Annotated in this window: 15 protein-coding genes; 8 read left to right on the forward strand and 7 right to left on the reverse strand. The window is 64.5% G+C overall.

The window, feature by feature from the left end:
* The first annotated feature begins 90 nt into the window (after window positions 1–90).
* Genes kbl through GTP44_RS16350 form a run of 3 tightly spaced genes read left to right on the forward strand, consistent with a single transcriptional unit; the run spans window position 91 to window position 3662 of the window.
* Window positions 91–1296: a glycine C-acetyltransferase gene (gene kbl / locus GTP44_RS16340; protein WP_160990543.1), complete on the forward strand. Its 1206-nt coding sequence runs from the start codon at window positions 91–93 to the stop codon at window positions 1294–1296.
* A gap of 21 nt (window positions 1297–1317) precedes the next feature.
* Window positions 1318–2286 (forward strand): NAD-dependent epimerase/dehydratase family protein, encoded by a 969-nt coding sequence (locus tag GTP44_RS16345; protein WP_160990542.1) that lies wholly within the window; start codon window positions 1318–1320, stop codon window positions 2284–2286.
* The gene (locus GTP44_RS16350; protein WP_161020287.1) at window positions 2286–3662 is read left to right on the forward strand and encodes an L-serine ammonia-lyase; all 1377 of its coding nucleotides are present in this window, start codon (window positions 2286–2288) and stop codon (window positions 3660–3662) included. Before GTP44_RS16345 ends, GTP44_RS16350 begins: the two co-directional genes overlap by 1 nt.
* Window positions 3663–3677: 15 nt before the next feature.
* Here the strand turns inward: GTP44_RS16350 and GTP44_RS16355 are convergent, their stop codons facing one another.
* A complete protein-coding gene (locus GTP44_RS16355; RefSeq protein ID WP_229256949.1) occupies window positions 3678–6323 on the reverse strand; it encodes a putative bifunctional diguanylate cyclase/phosphodiesterase in 2646 nt (881 codons plus the stop codon).
* 243 nt (window positions 6324–6566) lie between these two features.
* Here GTP44_RS16355 and thrC point away from each other — a divergent pair, with 243 nt between their 5' ends.
* The 3 genes from thrC to moaD are packed head-to-tail and all read left to right on the forward strand — an operon-like array spanning window position 6567 to window position 9516.
* Entirely contained in the window at window positions 6567–8045 is a 1479-nt protein-coding gene (gene thrC, locus GTP44_RS16360; protein WP_160990539.1) for a threonine synthase, read from the forward strand.
* Complete coding sequence (locus GTP44_RS16365) at window positions 8045–9262, forward strand: molybdopterin molybdotransferase MoeA (RefSeq protein ID WP_161020289.1); 1218 nt, start codon at window positions 8045–8047, stop codon at window positions 9260–9262. The genes thrC and GTP44_RS16365 overlap by 1 nt, the downstream gene beginning before the upstream one ends.
* Complete coding sequence (gene moaD, locus GTP44_RS16370) at window positions 9262–9516, forward strand: molybdopterin converting factor subunit 1 (RefSeq protein WP_160990537.1); 255 nt, start codon at window positions 9262–9264, stop codon at window positions 9514–9516. Before GTP44_RS16365 ends, moaD begins: the two co-directional genes overlap by 1 nt.
* A 1-nt stretch (window position 9517) precedes the next feature.
* On the opposite strand, the gene GTP44_RS16375 is transcribed toward moaD, so the two are convergent.
* Window positions 9518–9763 (reverse strand): hypothetical protein, encoded by a 246-nt coding sequence (locus tag GTP44_RS16375; protein WP_161020290.1) that lies wholly within the window; start codon window positions 9761–9763, stop codon window positions 9518–9520.
* A gap of 38 nt (window positions 9764–9801) precedes the next feature.
* Between GTP44_RS16375 and GTP44_RS16380 the strand changes: the two genes are divergently transcribed.
* Entirely contained in the window at window positions 9802–11070 is a 1269-nt protein-coding gene (locus tag GTP44_RS16380; protein ID WP_161020291.1) for a TIGR03862 family flavoprotein, read from the forward strand.
* On the opposite strand, the gene GTP44_RS16385 is transcribed toward GTP44_RS16380, so the two are convergent.
* From GTP44_RS16385 to hpnD, 4 genes are all read right to left on the reverse strand, one after another.
* Window positions 11057–11863 carry a head GIN domain-containing protein gene (locus GTP44_RS16385; protein ID WP_160990534.1) on the reverse strand — a complete coding sequence of 269 codons (807 nt, stop codon included), beginning with the start codon at window positions 11861–11863 and terminating at the stop codon, window positions 11057–11059. The two genes, GTP44_RS16380 and GTP44_RS16385, sit on opposite strands and share 14 nt — an antisense overlap.
* A gap of 10 nt (window positions 11864–11873) precedes the next feature.
* Complete coding sequence (locus GTP44_RS16390) at window positions 11874–12668, reverse strand: DUF1700 domain-containing protein (protein WP_161020292.1); 795 nt, start codon at window positions 12666–12668, stop codon at window positions 11874–11876.
* Between the two features lie 122 nt (window positions 12669–12790).
* Window positions 12791–14212, reverse strand: coding sequence for a hydroxysqualene dehydroxylase HpnE (gene hpnE / locus GTP44_RS16395; protein WP_371867237.1), 1422 nt, complete (start codon window positions 14210–14212; stop codon window positions 12791–12793).
* A gap of 7 nt (window positions 14213–14219) precedes the next feature.
* Window positions 14220–15053: a presqualene diphosphate synthase HpnD gene (hpnD, locus tag GTP44_RS16400; RefSeq protein ID WP_161020293.1), complete on the reverse strand. Its 834-nt coding sequence runs from the start codon at window positions 15051–15053 to the stop codon at window positions 14220–14222.
* Between the two features lie 202 nt (window positions 15054–15255).
* Here hpnD and GTP44_RS16405 point away from each other — a divergent pair, with 202 nt between their 5' ends.
* Window positions 15256–15585: a hypothetical protein gene (locus GTP44_RS16405; protein WP_161020294.1), complete on the forward strand. Its 330-nt coding sequence runs from the start codon at window positions 15256–15258 to the stop codon at window positions 15583–15585.
* On the opposite strand, the gene GTP44_RS16410 is transcribed toward GTP44_RS16405, so the two are convergent.
* On the reverse strand, window positions 15554–15847 hold the full coding sequence (locus GTP44_RS16410) for a hypothetical protein (RefSeq protein ID WP_161020295.1): 294 nt from the start codon (window positions 15845–15847) through the stop codon (window positions 15554–15556). The two genes, GTP44_RS16405 and GTP44_RS16410, sit on opposite strands and share 32 nt — an antisense overlap.
* Window positions 15848–15875 lie beyond the last annotated feature (28 nt).

A 15875-nucleotide genomic window follows, 5' to 3' on the forward strand; every position in this document is an offset into this window, starting at 1 on the left:
GATCGCTATAAAATTCAATATATCGAATTTAAATTCGACATAACGAATTTCGCATAAGATAGTGAAATCGTATCACACACAAGGACCATCATGAGCAATCATCAAGCACAAAGCACCTTCTACAGCGGTCTCCAGCAAACCCTGGAGCAACTGCGCGAACAAGGCTTGTACAAGCCGGAGCGCGTACTGGCGTCGCGTCAGGGCGCGGAAGTGGTGAGCGCGGATGGCCGCACGCTGATTAATATGTGCGCCAACAACTACCTCGGCCTGTCGGGCCAGGAGTGGGTGGCGCAGGCGTCGATCGACGCTACCGAAAAGTACGGCTACGGCCTGTCGTCGGTGCGCTTCATCTGCGGCACGCAGACCGTGCACAAACAGCTGGAGCAGGCGATTTCGCGTTTCCTCGGCACCGAGGATACCATTTTGTACGCGGCCGCCTTCGACGCCAACGGCGGCGTGTTCGAGCCGCTGTTCGACGAGAACGACGCCATCATCTCCGACGCCCTGAACCACGCGTCGATCATCGACGGCATCCGCCTGTGCAAGGCGGCGCGCTTCCGCTACGCCCACAATGACATGGCGGACCTGGAGAAACAGCTGCAAGCCGCCGCCGACAAGCGCCACAAGATCATCGTCACGGATGGCGTGTTCTCGATGGATGGCACCATCGCGCAACTGGACAAGATCGTGGAACTGGCTGAGAAGTACGGCGCGCTGGTGATGATCGACGAGTGCCACGCCTCCGGCTTCATGGGCAAGACCGGGCGCGGCACGCACGAGCACCACAACGTGGTCGGCAAGATCGACATCATCACCGGCACGCTGGGCAAGGCGCTGGGCGGCGCCATGGGCGGCTTCACCTCCGGCCGCAAGGAGGTGATCGAGATGCTGCGCCAGAAATCGCGCCCCTATCTGTTCTCAAACACGTTGGCGCCGTCGATTGCCGGCGCCTCGCTGGCGGTGCTGGAGCGGCTGTCGTCGTCGACCGAGCTGCGCGACCGCCTGCACGAAAACACCGCCTACTTCCGCAAGGAGATCGAGCGGCTCGGCTTCACCATCAAGCCGGGTACGCACCCGGTGGTTCCTGTCATGTTGTTCGACGCGCCCGTGGCGCAGAAATTCGCCGCCCGCATGTATGAGCTGGGCGTGCTGCTGAGCGGCTTTTTCTACCCGGTGGTCCCGATGGGGCAGGCGCGCGTGCGGGTGCAATTGTCGGCGGCGCATACCCGCGAGCAGCTGGACACCGTATTGAAGGCCTTCGGGCAGGCCGGTCACGAGCTGGGCCTGCTCAAGTAATCATCGTCAGGACACAATCAAATGACTCAGCAAAAAATTCTCGTCATCGGCGCCAATGGCCAGATCGGCAGCGAACTGGTGGAAGCCTTGGCGGCGCAGCATGGCGCGCAGAACGTCATCGCCAGCGATGTCAGCCCGACCAATCTGTACAACGCGGCGCGCTACACCACGCTGAACGTGCTCGATAAGCAAACTCTGTCCGAGTTGGTCGCATCGGAAGGCGTGACCCAGATCTACCAGCTGGCGGCGATGTTGTCGGCCACCGGCGAGGCGGCGCCGCTGAAGGCGTGGACGCTGAATATGGACGGCCTGCTGAACATTCTGGAGGTGGCGCGCGAGCGCGGCGTGATCGGCAAACCGCTGAAAGTCTTCTGGCCGTCGTCGATCGCCGCCTTCGGCCCGAACACGCCGCAAGCCGATACGCCGCAGCTCACCGTGATGGACCCGACCACCATCTACGGCATCAGCAAACTGGCCGGCGAGCGGCTTTGCGAGTATTACTTCCTGAAGTACGGCGTCGACGTGCGGTCGATCCGCTATCCGGGCATCATCAGCTTCAAGTCGCCACCTGGCGGCGGCACCACCGACTACGCCATCGCCATCTTCCATTCGGCGCTGCGCGGCGAGCGTTATGAATGCTTCCTTGGCCCGCAAACCACGCTGCCGATGATCTACATGCCGGATGCGATACGCGCCACCATCGAATTGATGGACGCGCCGGCGGAGCTGGTGAAAGTGCGCTCCTCCTACAACGTGGCTGGCGTGTCGTTCAATCCGGAGCAACTGGCGGCGGCCATCACCCGCAAACTGCCGGACTTCAAAATCGCCTACAAGCCCGATAGCCGCCAGGCCATCGCCGACTCCTGGCCGCAAAGCCTGGACGACAGCACCGCCAGCGCCGACTGGGGCTGGAAAGCGCGCATCGGCATCGATGAAATGGTCGACAGCATGCTGGCAAATATCAACGTCAACCTGGGGAAAGCCGCCTGATGGACATGAGCGTTTTCGATCTGTTCAAGATCGGCATCGGGCCATCGAGCTCGCACACGGTGGGCCCGATGGTGGCGGCGCGCCGCTTCCTGCTGGATAACGCGCCGCTGGACAATGTCGCCGAGGTCAAGGCCGAGCTGTATGGCTCGCTGGCGCTGACCGGCATCGGCCACGCCACCGACAAAGCGGTGCTGCTTGGCCTGATGGGCGAAACGCCGCAAGACGTCAGCCCCACGCAGGTCGATGCGCAACTGGCGGCCGCCGAAGCCGCCGGCCAGCTCGCGCTGCTCGGCAAGCATGCGGTGCCGTTCAAGCGCGCCACGCATCTTATCTTCCACATGGCCGAGTCGTTGCCCGATCACCCGAACGGCATGCGCTTCACGCTGACCCGCAAGGATGGCGGCAGCGTCTCCAAGGTCTACTACTCGGTGGGCGGCGGCTTTATCCGCGAAGAGGGCGAGGCCGCCGCCGCCGTGGCGTCGGTGGCCGTGCCGTACCCGTTCGGCACCATGGACGAACTGTTGGCGCACGGCGTGCGCAGCGGCCTGACCATCCCGCAGATGTTGCGCGCGAACGAATGCGCGCGCATCGGCGACGAAGAGCTGAACGCCGGTCTGGATAAAATCTGGCGCGTCATGCGTGACTGCATCGCTCACGGCCTTGAAACGCCGGGCCAACTGCCGGGTGGTTTGAACGTCAAGCGCCGCGCCGCCAGGCTGTGGACGCAGGCGCAAGGCAGCGCCGGCAGTCCCAATAGCCTGCCGCATGACGCACTGCATCAGGTCAGCCTGTATGCGATGGCGGTCAACGAGGAAAACGCCGCCGGCGGCCGCGTGGTGACAGCGCCGACCAACGGCGCGGCCGGCATCATCCCCGCCGTGCTGCGCTACTACGCCGAGGACTGCAAGCCTAGCGATCCGGCCACCGGCGTGCGCAACTTCATGCTGACCGCCGCCGCGATCGGCATGCTGTGCAAGCGGAATGCGTCGATTTCCGGCGCAGAAATCGGTTGCCAGGGCGAAGTGGGCGTGGCCTGTGCCATGGCGGCGGCCGGCCTGGTGGCGGCGCTGGGAGGCAGCAATGGCCAGATCGAGAACGCCGCCGAAATCGGCATCGAGCACCATCTGGGCATGACCTGTGATCCCATCGGAGGGCTGGTGCAGATTCCCTGCATTGAGCGTAACGGCATGGGCGCGGTCAAGGCCATCACGGCCGCCTCGCTTGCGCTAAAGGGCGATGGCACGCACTTCGTCAGCCTTGATGAAGTGATTGAAACCATGCGCCAGACCGGCGCCGACATGCAGGCCAAGTACAAAGAGACCTCGCTCGGCGGCCTGGCGATTCACGTCATCACCGTCAATCACGCGGCTTGCTGACGGCAATCGATCGCGTCAACGGCTTTCGTTTTCGAGCAGGGCGCGGAAGTTGTCGGCGGGGAGCGGCTTGCTGAAGTGGTAGCCCTGCATTTCGTCGCAATGCTGCTCGCGCAGGAATTCCAGCTGCTCGATCGTCTCCACCCCTTCGGCAATGGTGGTCAGCCCCAGGCTGCGCGCCATGTTGATGATGGCGCTGACGATGGCCTTGTCCTCGGCGTCGGTGCTGATGTCGCGCACGAACGACTGATCGATCTTCAGTTTGTAGACCTTGAATTTCTTCAGCTGGCTCAACGACGAGAAGCCGGTGCCGAAATCGTCGATCGACATGCGGATGCCGCGATCGTGCAACTGGTTCATGGTGGTGATGGCGCCTTGCGGGTCCTGTAGCGCCACGCCTTCCGTCAGTTCCAGTTCCAGATATTCCGGCGGCAGGCCTTCTTCGTACAGAATCTGCGCGACATGCGAGGGCAGGTCGGCGGTGCGGAACTGGATCGCCGACAGGTTCACCGCCATCACCAGCGGCGGCAGGCCGGCGTCCAGCCAAGCGCGCGCCTGACGCACCGCCTGGCGCAGCACCCAGTCGCCGATCTGGATAATCAAGCCGCTTTCCTCGGCGGCCGGGATAAACTCGGTCGGCGACACCGCGCCCAGCTCCGGCGTGCTCCAGCGCAGTAGCGCCTCGGCGCCGATGATGCGGCCCGTCGTCAGCGATACCTGCGGCTGATACATCACATGCATCTGCTCGCGCTCCAGCGCGTAGCGCAGTGCATTGACCACCCGCAGGTGACGCGCCGCGCGCTGCTGCATGGCGGCGGTGAAGAAGCGGAAGTCGTGCCGGCCGGCGCGTTTCACCTGGTACATGGCCGCATCCGCGCGTTGCAGCAGCGTTTCGATATCGTGACCGTCGTCCGGATACATGGCGATGCCGATCGAGGCGGTGACCTTCAGATCGTGTTTGCCGACGGTGTAGGCGCGGCCGGTCATGTCCAGCAGCTTGCGGGCGACGTCGCTCGCTTCGCCGCTGCCGACATTGCGCAGCACGAAGATGAATTCGTCGCCGCCGAGACGGGCCACCACGTCGCCTTCGCGGATGCAGCTGGCCAGGCGCAGCGCCAGTTCGGACAGCAGCGCGTCGCCGACCGTGTGGCCGAGCGAGTCGTTGATGTCCTTGAAGTGGTCGAGGTCCAGCATCATCAGCGCCATCGGCATGCGGTGGATGCGCGCTTGTTCCAGCAACTGGCGCGTGCGCTCATGCAGCTGCGAGCGGTTCGGCAGACCGGTCAGCACATCGTAGTGCGCCAGGTATTGCACCCGCTGGTCGGCCTGCAGACGCACCGCCTCGCGGTCGAAATTCTTCAGCGCGAATTCGATATCGAGCGTCATCTCCAGCAGCAGCTCGCGTACTTCGTGGTCGAAGGCGTTGAGGGTGCCGGAGTAGGGCGCGAAGAAGCCGATGATTTCGCCGTCGCGTCGCAGTGGTATCGCCGCCGACGACGCCCAGCCATAGCGCACGCCGTGCGCGTGCCAGTGGGCCGTCTCCGGCGCGTGCTGGTAATCCTGGCACCAGTAAGGCTGGCCGCCGCGGTAGGACAGGCCGATCGGCCCACGTCCTTCCGGCGTGTCCGGGTCGAGCGACACCTCCAGCTGTTCCAGATATTCGACGCCGGCACCGAACGAGGCGGCGACGTCGATCCGGCCTTGTTCCTTGTCGATCAGGCCGATCCACGCCATCGCCATGCCGCCGTGGCTGACCACATCGCGGCAGATGCGCTCAAACAGTTCGGACTCGCTGCGACTGCGCACGATCGCCTGGTTGCACTGACTGAGCGCCGAATACAGCCGGCTGACGCGCTGGATGCGCTCCAAAGCCTCGCTCCGCTCGCCGTCCAGCCGCATCAGGCTTTGCTGGGTGTGCGCCAGCCAGCCCCACACGCTGTCGCGCGCCTCGTCCGACACGGCCAGCGGCGTGGTGAAGTCGCCGCGCCCGAGTTTCTCCATGCCGGCGCGCAGCTGGGCGACCGAGCAGCCCAGCGCCGCGTCCAGCCGGCGCTTGGCGCGCCACACCAGCAGCACCAGCCCGATGGCGCTGAACATGAAGGCAAAGCGCGCCAGGTTGGCGTCCAGCGCCGTGGCTTCCACCAGCAGGCGTGTGCGGTGATCGACGCTGTCGCTGACGGCGCCGATCGGCCGCATGATGTCGGCCTTGACGCGGTGATAGGCGGCGTCGTGCAGCATTGCGGTGGCGGCGCCGACGTCGCCTTGCGCGCGCAGGTCCATGGCGCTGTTATCCAGCCCCACCAGCTTGTCCGATTCGTTCTTGGCGGCCGCCAGCAGCGCCAGTTCCTCCGGCGTGAAATGGGCTTCGCGGATCAGTTCCATCAGCGGCGCCGCGCGTTGGACGCCGCGCGGGCGTTGTCCGTTGGCCAGCACCACGTCCCAGTAGACGTTTTCATAATTCAGCGGGCGCGGGGCCTGGCCGTCGCGGATGGCGACGATTTCCTGATAGTGCTTGCGGTATTGCGCGTCACCGGTGGCCACGTAGGTGCGGGCCATGCGGGTCAGGTCATCCGAGGACTGGCGCAGTTCGTCGACCAGGTTGTGCGAGTTGAAACGCAGCTGATTGGCATGGTCGATACGTTTTTCGGTCCAGACATAGAACATGAAGGTTGCCCCCACCAGTAGCAATGTGCCAAAGCAGGCCCACAGATAACTGACGAATTGAGGCGGGGACGACGTGACGGACGACTTCATGTTGATAGACGGCGATACTGTGAAGTTTGACAGTATAGGGCATCATAAGGCATGACCTTAAAACAACGTACATTTCACGGGAACGCCCGAGGCGCACTATAATAACCCCTCGCCTTTGAACCGTCCTGCAGCTCAACTGGAATTTTCTCATTTATGCAATACGTGTCTACCCGTGCCGCGTCGTCGGCCGCCGCCTCGTCTTCCCAACAATTTTCTGACATTCTGCTGGGCGGCCTCGCCGCCGACGGCGGTCTGTTTCTGCCGACCGCGTATCCACAGGTGACCGGCGCGGAGCTGGACGCATGGCGCCAGCTCTCCTACGCCGACCTGGCATTTGAGATTCTGAAGAAGTTCGCGACCGATATTCCGGAAGCGGACCTGCGCGCGCTGACCGCCAAGACCTACACCAAGGAAGTGTATAAAAACGTCCGCCAGGGCGAGAAAGCCAGCCAGATCACGCCGCTGCGCGTGCTGGAAGAGCGTGAAGACGGCTCGAAACTGGTGCTGCAGGCGCTGTCCAACGGTCCGACGCTGGCCTTCAAGGACATGGCCATGCAACTGCTGGGCAATCTGTTCGAATACGCGCTGGCCAAGCAGGGCGCGGAGCTGAACATTTTTGGCGCCACCTCCGGTGACACTGGCAGCGCCGCCGAATACGCCATGCGTGGCAAGCGGGGCATCCGCGTCTTCATGCTGTCGCCGCACAAGAAAATGAGCGCCTTCCAGACCGCGCAGATGTTCAGCCTTCAGGACCCGAACATCTTCAACATCGCCATCGAAGGCGTGTTCGACGACGCCCAGGACATGGTCAAAGCCGTCTCGAACGACCTGGAATTCAAGGCCCGCCACAAGATCGGCACCGTCAATTCGATCAACTGGGCGCGCGTGGTGGCGCAGGTGGTGTACTACTTCCGCGGCTACCTGAGCGCGACCACCGCCAACGACCAGAAAGTATCGTTCACCGTCCCTTCGGGTAACTTCGGCAATATCTGCGCCGGCCATATCGCCCGCATGATGGGCCTGCCGATCGACAAACTGGTGGCCGCCACCAACGAAAACGACGTGCTGGATGAATTCTTCCGCACCGGCGTGTACCGCGTGCGCAAATCGGCCGAGACCTATCACACCAGCAGCCCGTCGATGGACATCTCCAAGGCTTCCAACTTCGAGCGCTTCGTCTACGAGCTGGTGGGCCGCGACGGCGACCGCACCCGCGCGCTGTTCCAGAAAGTCGACACCCACGGCGGCTTCGACCTGTCTGGCAAGCCGGGCAGCGATGGCGACGAGTTCAAGCTGGTGGCGCAATATGGCTTCAAGTCCGGCAAATCGACCCACGACGACCGCGTCGACACCATCCGCGAGGTGGCCGATGATTACGACATTGTCATCGACACCCATACCGCCGACGGCATCAAGGTGGCGAAAGAGAATATGGAACCCGGCGTGACGATGATCGTGCTGGAGACCGCGCTGGCGGCCAAATTCAACGAAACCATCCTGGAAGCGCTTGGCATGGATGCCGAGCGCCCGGCCGGTTTCGAAAACATCGAAGACCTGCCGCAGAAGTTTGTGGTCATGAAGGCCGATGTCGCCGCCATGAAGGCCTACATTGCCGCCAACACGGGTCTGTGATGAGCGAGCCGCGCAAGCCGATGCTGTCGGTCAGCGAGGCGCTGGCGCAGATGCTGGGCGCCGCGCGCCCGGTGGCGGACACCGAGGTGATCGCCACGCTGGCGGCCAATGGCCGCGTGCTGGCGGTGGCGCAGGTGTCGGGCATGAATGTGCCGGGCGCCGACAACACGCAGATGGATGGCTACGCGGTGCGCGCCGCCGATTGTGTCAGCGGCGACGCGGCGCTCAAGGTGTCGCAGCGGATTCCTGCCGGCCATGTCGGTCAGCCGTTGCAGCCGGGGACCGCCGCCCGCATCTTCACCGGTGCGATGATTCCAGACGGCGCGGACGCTGTCGTCATGCAGGAGCAGTGCGAGCTGAATGGCGACGTGCTCACCATCCGGCACGCGCCCAAGTCCGGCGAGTGGATCCGCCGCGCCGGCGAGGACATCGCCACCGGCAGCGTGGTGCTGAAGGCCGGGACCCGCCTGCGCAGCCAGGAGCTGGGTCTGGCCGCCTCCATCGGCCTGGCGGAACTGCCGGTCAAGCGCAAGTTGCGCGTGGCCGTGTTCTTCACCGGCGACGAGCTGACCATGCCGGGCGAGCCGTTGGCGCCTGGCGCGATCTACAATTCCAACCGCTTCACCTTGCGCGCGCTGCTGGAAAACCTGGGCTGCGAGATCACCGACTTTGGCATCGTGCCGGATTCGCTGGAGGCGACGCGCTCGGTGCTGCGCGAGGCGGCGCAGGGCAATGACCTGATTGTCACCTCGGGCGGCGTGTCGGTTGGCGAGGAAGATCACATCAAGCCGGCGGTGGAAGCCGAGGGCAAATTGAATATGTGGCAGATCGCCGTCAAGCCGGGCAAGCCGCTGGCCTTCGGCGAGGTGCGGCAGGCCTTCTTTATCGGCCTGCCGGGTAATCCGGTGTCCAGCTTCATCACCTTCCTGATGTTCGTGCGGCCGTTCCTGCTGCGCTTGCAGGGCGTGGAGGACGCGCTGGCGCCGCGCGCGTTCCAGATGCGCGCCGATTTCGATTGGCCCAAGGCCGATAAGCGCAACGAGTTCCTGCGCGCGCGCATCAACGAGGCGGGCGGCGTGGAGCTGTTCCGCAACCAGAGTTCGGGCGTGCTGACGTCGACGGTGTGGGGCGATGGTGTGATCGATAACCCGCCCAACAACCCGATCGCCGCCGGTGACGTGGTTCGATTTATACCGTTTAATGAGTTATTGTACTGATGGTTATTACCGTAAAATTTTTTGCCAGCGTGCGTGAAGCCGTTGGCGCTTCTTCGGAGTCGCTGCCCGTGCCGGAAGGCGTGACCACGGTGGGGGCGCTGCGCGAACATCTGGCCGCGCGCGGCGAACAGTGGCACCAGGCGCTGGGCCATCCGGCGCTGCGCATGGCGTACAATCAGGTGATGTGCGGCGCTGATACGGCGATTGCCGACGGCGCCGAAGTGGCTTTCTTCCCGCCGGTCACCGGGGGCTGAGTTACTTTTTCGCGTGCTTGTCCTTGTAGCTTGTGGCGACACTCTCGCAGGCGGCGCACGACATTGCGTTGCGGAAGCGGCGCCACGCGGTGTAGGTGAAGATGCCCGCCGCGATCAGCGCCCACACGGCGGCGCTGATGTAATCTTCCTTCCTGGTTGAGCCTTTGAACCATTCCACGGCGGCAAGTATCGCAAACAGCGGCACGCCGGCCTGCAGGAAGCGTTTAATCCAGAATATCGCGCCCATCGTATCTCCCTTATTGATTTAACTATCGGACCGAATGCATGCAGTCTAGTTTGACACCTTTTCGCGTCGCCGTCATCGGTGGCGGCCCGGCCGGACTGATGGCCGCGCAAACGCTGGCGCAGGGCGGCGCACGGGTGGATCTCTACGACGCCATGGCCTCGGTCGGCCGCAAGTTTCTGCTGGCGGGGCGCAGTGGCATGAACATCACGCATGCTGAGCCGTATCCGGATTTTGTGACGCGTTACGGTAATTCAACCGAAGCGCTGCGGCCGATGCTGGACGCCTTCGGGCCGTCGCATGTGCGCGGCTTCGTCCACGCTCTGGGGCTGGAGACCTTTGTCGGCACGTCGGGACGGGTGTTCCCGACCGAGATGAAGGCGGCGCCGTTGCTGCGTGCCTGGGTGCACGCGGTGCGCGAGGCGGGCGTGCAGTTCCACATGCGCCACCGCTGGCTGGGCTGGCGGGATGGCGCGCTGCGTTTCTCGGCCCCGGCCGAAGATGGCGCGCCGGCCGCGCGCGAGGTGCTGGCGCGGCCGGACGCGGTTGTTCTGGCGCTTGGCGGAGGCAGCTGGGCACGCCTCGGCTCGGACGGCAGCTGGATGCCGGTGCTGGCCGAACGGGGCGTGGCATTGTCGCCGCTGGCGCCGTCCAACTGCGGTTTCGATGTGGCGTGGAGCGAGCATTTCAGCAGCCGTTACGCCGGCCAGCCGCTGATGACGGTGGCCGTCATCGCGCGCGACGCACAGGCACAGGAGATGCGCAAGCAGGGCCAGTTCGTGGTCACCCAGGGCGGCGTTGAGGGCAGCCTGATTTACGCGCTGTCCGCCCCATTGCGCGACCAGATCGCGGCGCAGGGCGCGACCACCATCTGGCTCGACCTGATGCCCGACTGGAGCGCCGAGCGGGTGGCGGACGAATTGTCGCGGCCACGTGGCGCGCGTTCGCTGTCCAGCCATTTGCAGAGCCGGTTGGGTATCAAGGGCGTCAAGGCGGGGCTGTTGCGCGAGTGCCTGAGCAAGGAGCAGTTTGGCGACGCGGCGCAACTGGCGCGCGCGATCAAGCGCTTGCCGCTGCGGCTGGAGCGCCCGCGTCCCATCGATGAAGTGATCAGCACCGCCGGCGGCGTGCGCTGGGATGCCTTGCAGGGCACCATGCTGAAGGCCGCGCCGGGCGTGTTCGTCGCCGGCGAGATGATCGACTGGGAGGCGCCGACCGGCGGCTACCTGCTCACCGCCTGCTTTGCCAGCGGCATTGCCGCCGCGCGCGATGCGCTGGCCTGGCGCCAGCACACGCTCACTCCCAGCTGACTTCGCCGGAGCCGGTGCGGTCGACGTTGCGCCGGTTCGGGTTGCCGAGCACGCGGATGTCGCCGCTGCCGCGCAGCGTCAGTTCCGCCGACTGCTTGGCGAAGACATGGCTGGTGCCGGAGCCGCGCAGGTTCACGGTCACTGAATCCGCCGCCAGGTGGCGCGCGTTCAGGTCGCCGGAGCCGGTCAGTTCCGCCTCCAGCGCCTTGCAGCTGCCCGACGCCGTGATCTGGCCCGAACCCACCATCGCCAGTTCCACCCGCTCGGTGCTGCCGGCGTTCAGATTCAGGTTGCCGCTGCCGTGGGCGCTGGCGCTCATGTCCCGATAGCGCCCGCTGAAGTTCACATTGCCCGAGCCACGCAGTTGCAATTCCAGATGCTCGCCGTTGAAGCCGGACACCTTGGTGTCGCCGCTGCCGGTGACGATCAGCTCTTCCAGCGACGGCAGCACCAGTTCCACCTGCAGCCGATGGCGCGGATTGAGCAGCATGCCCTTGGTGCCGATGTGCAGATCACGGCCATCCTGTATCGTCTCCACATTGCCCAGCGAACGCTGCTCGCCGCGCACCTTCAGCGACGCCGTTTGGCCCTGGGTCAGGATCAGGTCGATCGGGCCGTTCAGCTCCACCGAGGTCGCCATGGCGTCGATCTTGCGCGTATCGCTGCTGAGCGTGCGGCCGGCGGTGCTGGTCGGGCTGCTGCTGCCGTAAGCCTTCAGCATGCTGTAGGTGACGCCGATCAGCGCGAACGCCAACAGCAGCAGGCCGGCGCCGATTTTCATTAATGCTCGCATAGTCGCCTCCTCACCGTCCGCGCAGCAGCGATATATTCATCGCCGCGTAGCGCCGCAGGCCGATCACCGTGTAGCGGGTCAGCACAATGCTGAGCAGACACAGGCCGATGCCGCCGAAAATCAGTCCGAAGCCGATCAGCGATTGCATGGTGCGGGCGCCGCTATCGAAGTCGGTGGTGATGAAGACGTCGCCGGCGGCCACCGCCTCGGCGCGGCTCAGCAGGCGTCCGCTGCGGCTCTGGCTGTCGTCGGCGGCCGGCGCATTGTCCGGCTCGTCCTTGTGGACTTGCACGCCCATGCTGTCGATCGATACGCGCCAGCCCTGGGCTTGTTCTTCCTCGGCCTGGGTGTCGAAGTGGGTATTGGTGAATTCCATGACGTGGCGCAGCGGGCCTTCCAGCGCCAGTTCGTTCTGGCCCGACAGGCCGCTGGCGGTCAGCGCCACGCCGCCGATATAAAACCCAAAGGCCGAAAGGTAGACCGCCATCAGCAGGCAGGCATAGACCATGGCCGGAATCACCATGAACAGGTTGAACACCGCCAGGCCGATCAGCGACACGCCGGCGCGCACCAGGTTGACCGGGGTTTTCTTTTGCTCGAAAGCATGCAGGTGGACGTTGGCACGCAAGGTCATGGCGATCTTGCGCGGCTCGTCCAGTGCCTGGTAGACCTCGGCCTCGCTCCGCCCGGCCGCCATGCCGTCGATGAAGCGCTGCTCGTAATAGGCCAGGGTCTTGGCCACCGTTTCCGGCGGCAAGCCCTGCATGGCCTGCTTGAGCGCGTCGAGATATTGCTGTTTAGTCATGATAGTGGATCCACAATATTGCTTGCCTTTTTGCCGATGATGCCACTGTACGCATCCGGACACCCGGACGCCACCGACGTGTGACAGGCTGCATAAAGGGCGGAACAGGCGACCAAAACGGGCTACTGGGCGGCGCCGCGCTGTAGCAGGGCGGCGGCGGCCACGCCGCTGCGCACCGCCGCCTCCAGCGTGGCGGGGTAGTCGCCGGCGGTGTAGTCGCCGGCCAGCATCAGGCCGGGCAGGCCGGTGGCGTTGCCTGGGCGTACCAAGCCGGGCGAGCAGGCATAGGTGGCGCGCTTTTCGGTGATGACCTTGAACCAGGCCGGCCGGCCCAATTCCGGTCGCAGGAAATCGGCCGCCAACTGCACCGCCACCGCCTCGGCCAGCAATTCCTGCGGCTGGGCGGCCACCGTGCCGGCGGCGCTGATGACCACCGCCAGCAGGCCGGCCTGCGCCGCGTCCAACTGGCCGCGGTCGAACACGAACTGGCCGTAGTGGTGATTGAACGGATCGTCGCGCAACGCGTAAAACGGCAGGTCCAGCCGGACCGAGGCGTCATATTGCAGGTAGATGGTGGTGATGGCTTCCGGCTCGAAGGCGGTCAGTTGGCTGCATACGTGGCTGGTGTCGTGGCCCGGCAGCTCGTGCAGCAAGGCGGCCGCCTGGGCGGCGCCGGTGGCGATCACCACGCCGCTAAAGTAGGTGCTCCAGGTACCGCCGACGGCCGCGCCACTGATGTCCAGCTGCCACAGCCGGCCCTCGATGGAGCGGATGCCTTGCACCTTGGCGCCGCTGCGCACCGCGCCGCCGCGCGCTTCGACGTAGGCGGCGGCGGCCTCGGGGAGCAGCCGGCTCAGGTCGGCGCGCGGCAGCAGCATGTCGGAGGCGCGCCGGCGCCTGGCGCCCAGGCTGTCGCGCAGCACGTTGAGGAAGATCTGCGCCGAGGCGCGTTCCGGCGGCGTGTTCAGCGCGGCCAGGCACAACGGGCGCCACATCAGGCGGATCAGGCGCTCGGTCTGGTCGAAGCGCTGCAGCAGTTCGCTGACGCTGCAATCGGCGTGCAGTGTCCAGCCCATCCAGCGGGCGGCGGTGGCGAAACGGGCCAGGCTGAGCTTGTCTTCGCGCAGCAAGCCCTTGGCCTTGATCAGCGCCGCCAGCAGGTGCAGCGGCGCCGGCAGCGGCAGCGACGGCGCGACAAAGTCCATGCCGTTGGTGTTGGCCGGGTAGCGCATCTGTAGTGGCAGCGTCAGCAGTGCTTGTTCGCGGTCGACACTGGTGAGTTGCATCAGTCGCAGCGATTCGCTGTAGGCGCCCAGCAGGATGTGCTGGCCGTTGTCCAGCCGGGCACGGTCGGTTTCCACGCGGCGCGCGCGGCCGCCCAGCGTGCGCGCGGCTTCCAGCAGCGTGACCTTGTGGCCGGCACGCGCCAGTTCGACCGCCGCGGCACAGCCGGCCCAGCCGGCGCCGATGACGGCGATGGCGCGTGCGTTCGCGCCGGTGCCCGTGTCGGCGTGGCCGCGCTTGTCAGCCGGCGTGCCGGCGATGGTGCTGTCAGCCACGGATATAGGTCTTCCATGCCAGCCACAGTTTGCGGATCGGCGTCAGCGAAATGCGCTGTTGCAGCACATGGTAGCCGTCGGCCTCGACTTCGGTCAGCAGCGTGCGGTAGATGGCGGCCATCATCAGGCCTGGGCGCTGGGCGCGACGATCTTCCTTCGGCAACAGCGCGAAGGCGTCGTCGTAGGCTTGTTGGGCGCGCGCGATCTGGAACGCCATCAGCTTTTCGAACTTGTCGGTATGCTTGGCGTTGAGGATGTCGGCGGCGGTCACGTTGAATTGCTGCAGCTCGTTGATCGGCAGGTAAATGCGGCCTTTGCGGGCGTCTTCGCCGACATCGCGGATAATGTTGGTCAGCTGGAAAGCCAGGCCCAGCTTCTCCGCGAACTGCAAGGTTTGCGGATTGCTCACGCCAAAGATGCTGGCCGACAGGATGCCGACCACGCTGGCCACATGCCAGCAGTATTTGTTGAGCGCGGCGTAATCGAGGTAGCGGGTCTGGTTCAAGTCCATTTCCATGCCGTCGATGATGGCCTGCAGATGTTCTTCCTTCAGATTGTAGGGCTGGATGTGCGGCTGCAGCGCCAGCGTGACCGGGTGGGTCTGGGCGCCGGCATACATGTTGTTGATTTCCTTGCGCCACCAGGCCAGCTTGATGCGGGCGACCGACTCGTCGGTGCAGTCATCGACGGTGTCGTCGACTTCGCGGCAAAAGGCATACAGGGCGGTGATGGCACGGCGACGCTCCGGCGGCAGGAATAGAAAGCTGTAGTAAAAACTGGAGCCGCTTTGCGCGGTCTTTTGCTGGCAGTAGTCGTCGGGAGACATGTATAAATAGCAATGAGCTGTTCGAAGCCGCTATTCTATAGGAAGGGGCACGGATGTGGTCTGCAAACTGTATCGATTGCGGATACAATATGTTACCTTCGACCGGAATCGTGCACATATGAATGTTCAGATTGTTACCGCCATGATTTTCCTGCCAGTGCTTGCCGGGTGTGAAGGCTCGTCTGCGGATGACACGGCGCCGATGAAGACGGTCACGTATTACACGCAGCATCTGGACGAGGCCAAGGCGGTCGCCAGCCGGTGCAAGCTGATGGTGGATCAGAAGCTGCGCACGCTGGACACGGGGGATTTCCAGGAATGGCAGATTTCCAACGAGGGCGTGAATTGCCAGACGGCGCGCTCGGTGACGGAGGCGGCGCTGGTGCGTGAGCTGGTGCTGAAACAGTCCAGACCGGTGGTGCCGGTATCGACGCCCAAGACCTCGCCGCCGCCATCCTCGGCCGCGCCCGCCATGCGCTACCGCAGCGACAACCACAAGCTCAACGTTGGTGAGACACTCGCCCCTGTGTGAGTTCGGCCAGCATCTGCCCGGTCCGTTCGTATTGCTTGCCCACCTTTTCCATCAGTAGGCGGTTTTCCGCCAGCATTTTGCGACTTTCATCCGTCATTTGACGGTTTTCCGCGAGCATTTTACGATTCGCTTCGTTTTGCTGCTCCATGTCGCGCCGCCACTGCATGGCGAGCGTGTCGCGAAATGACGCCATCAGCGCCTCGCAGCGCGCGTCGCTGGTGGCGATCTTTGCGTCAACTTCCTCTCTGCTCATGTCGGCCATGGCGCTGCTCCCACGCTGGATTCCCAGT

This window comes from Duganella lactea (assembly GCF_009857505.1).
Taxonomy (GTDB): Bacteria; Pseudomonadota; Gammaproteobacteria; order Burkholderiales; family Burkholderiaceae_D; genus Rugamonas; species Rugamonas lactea.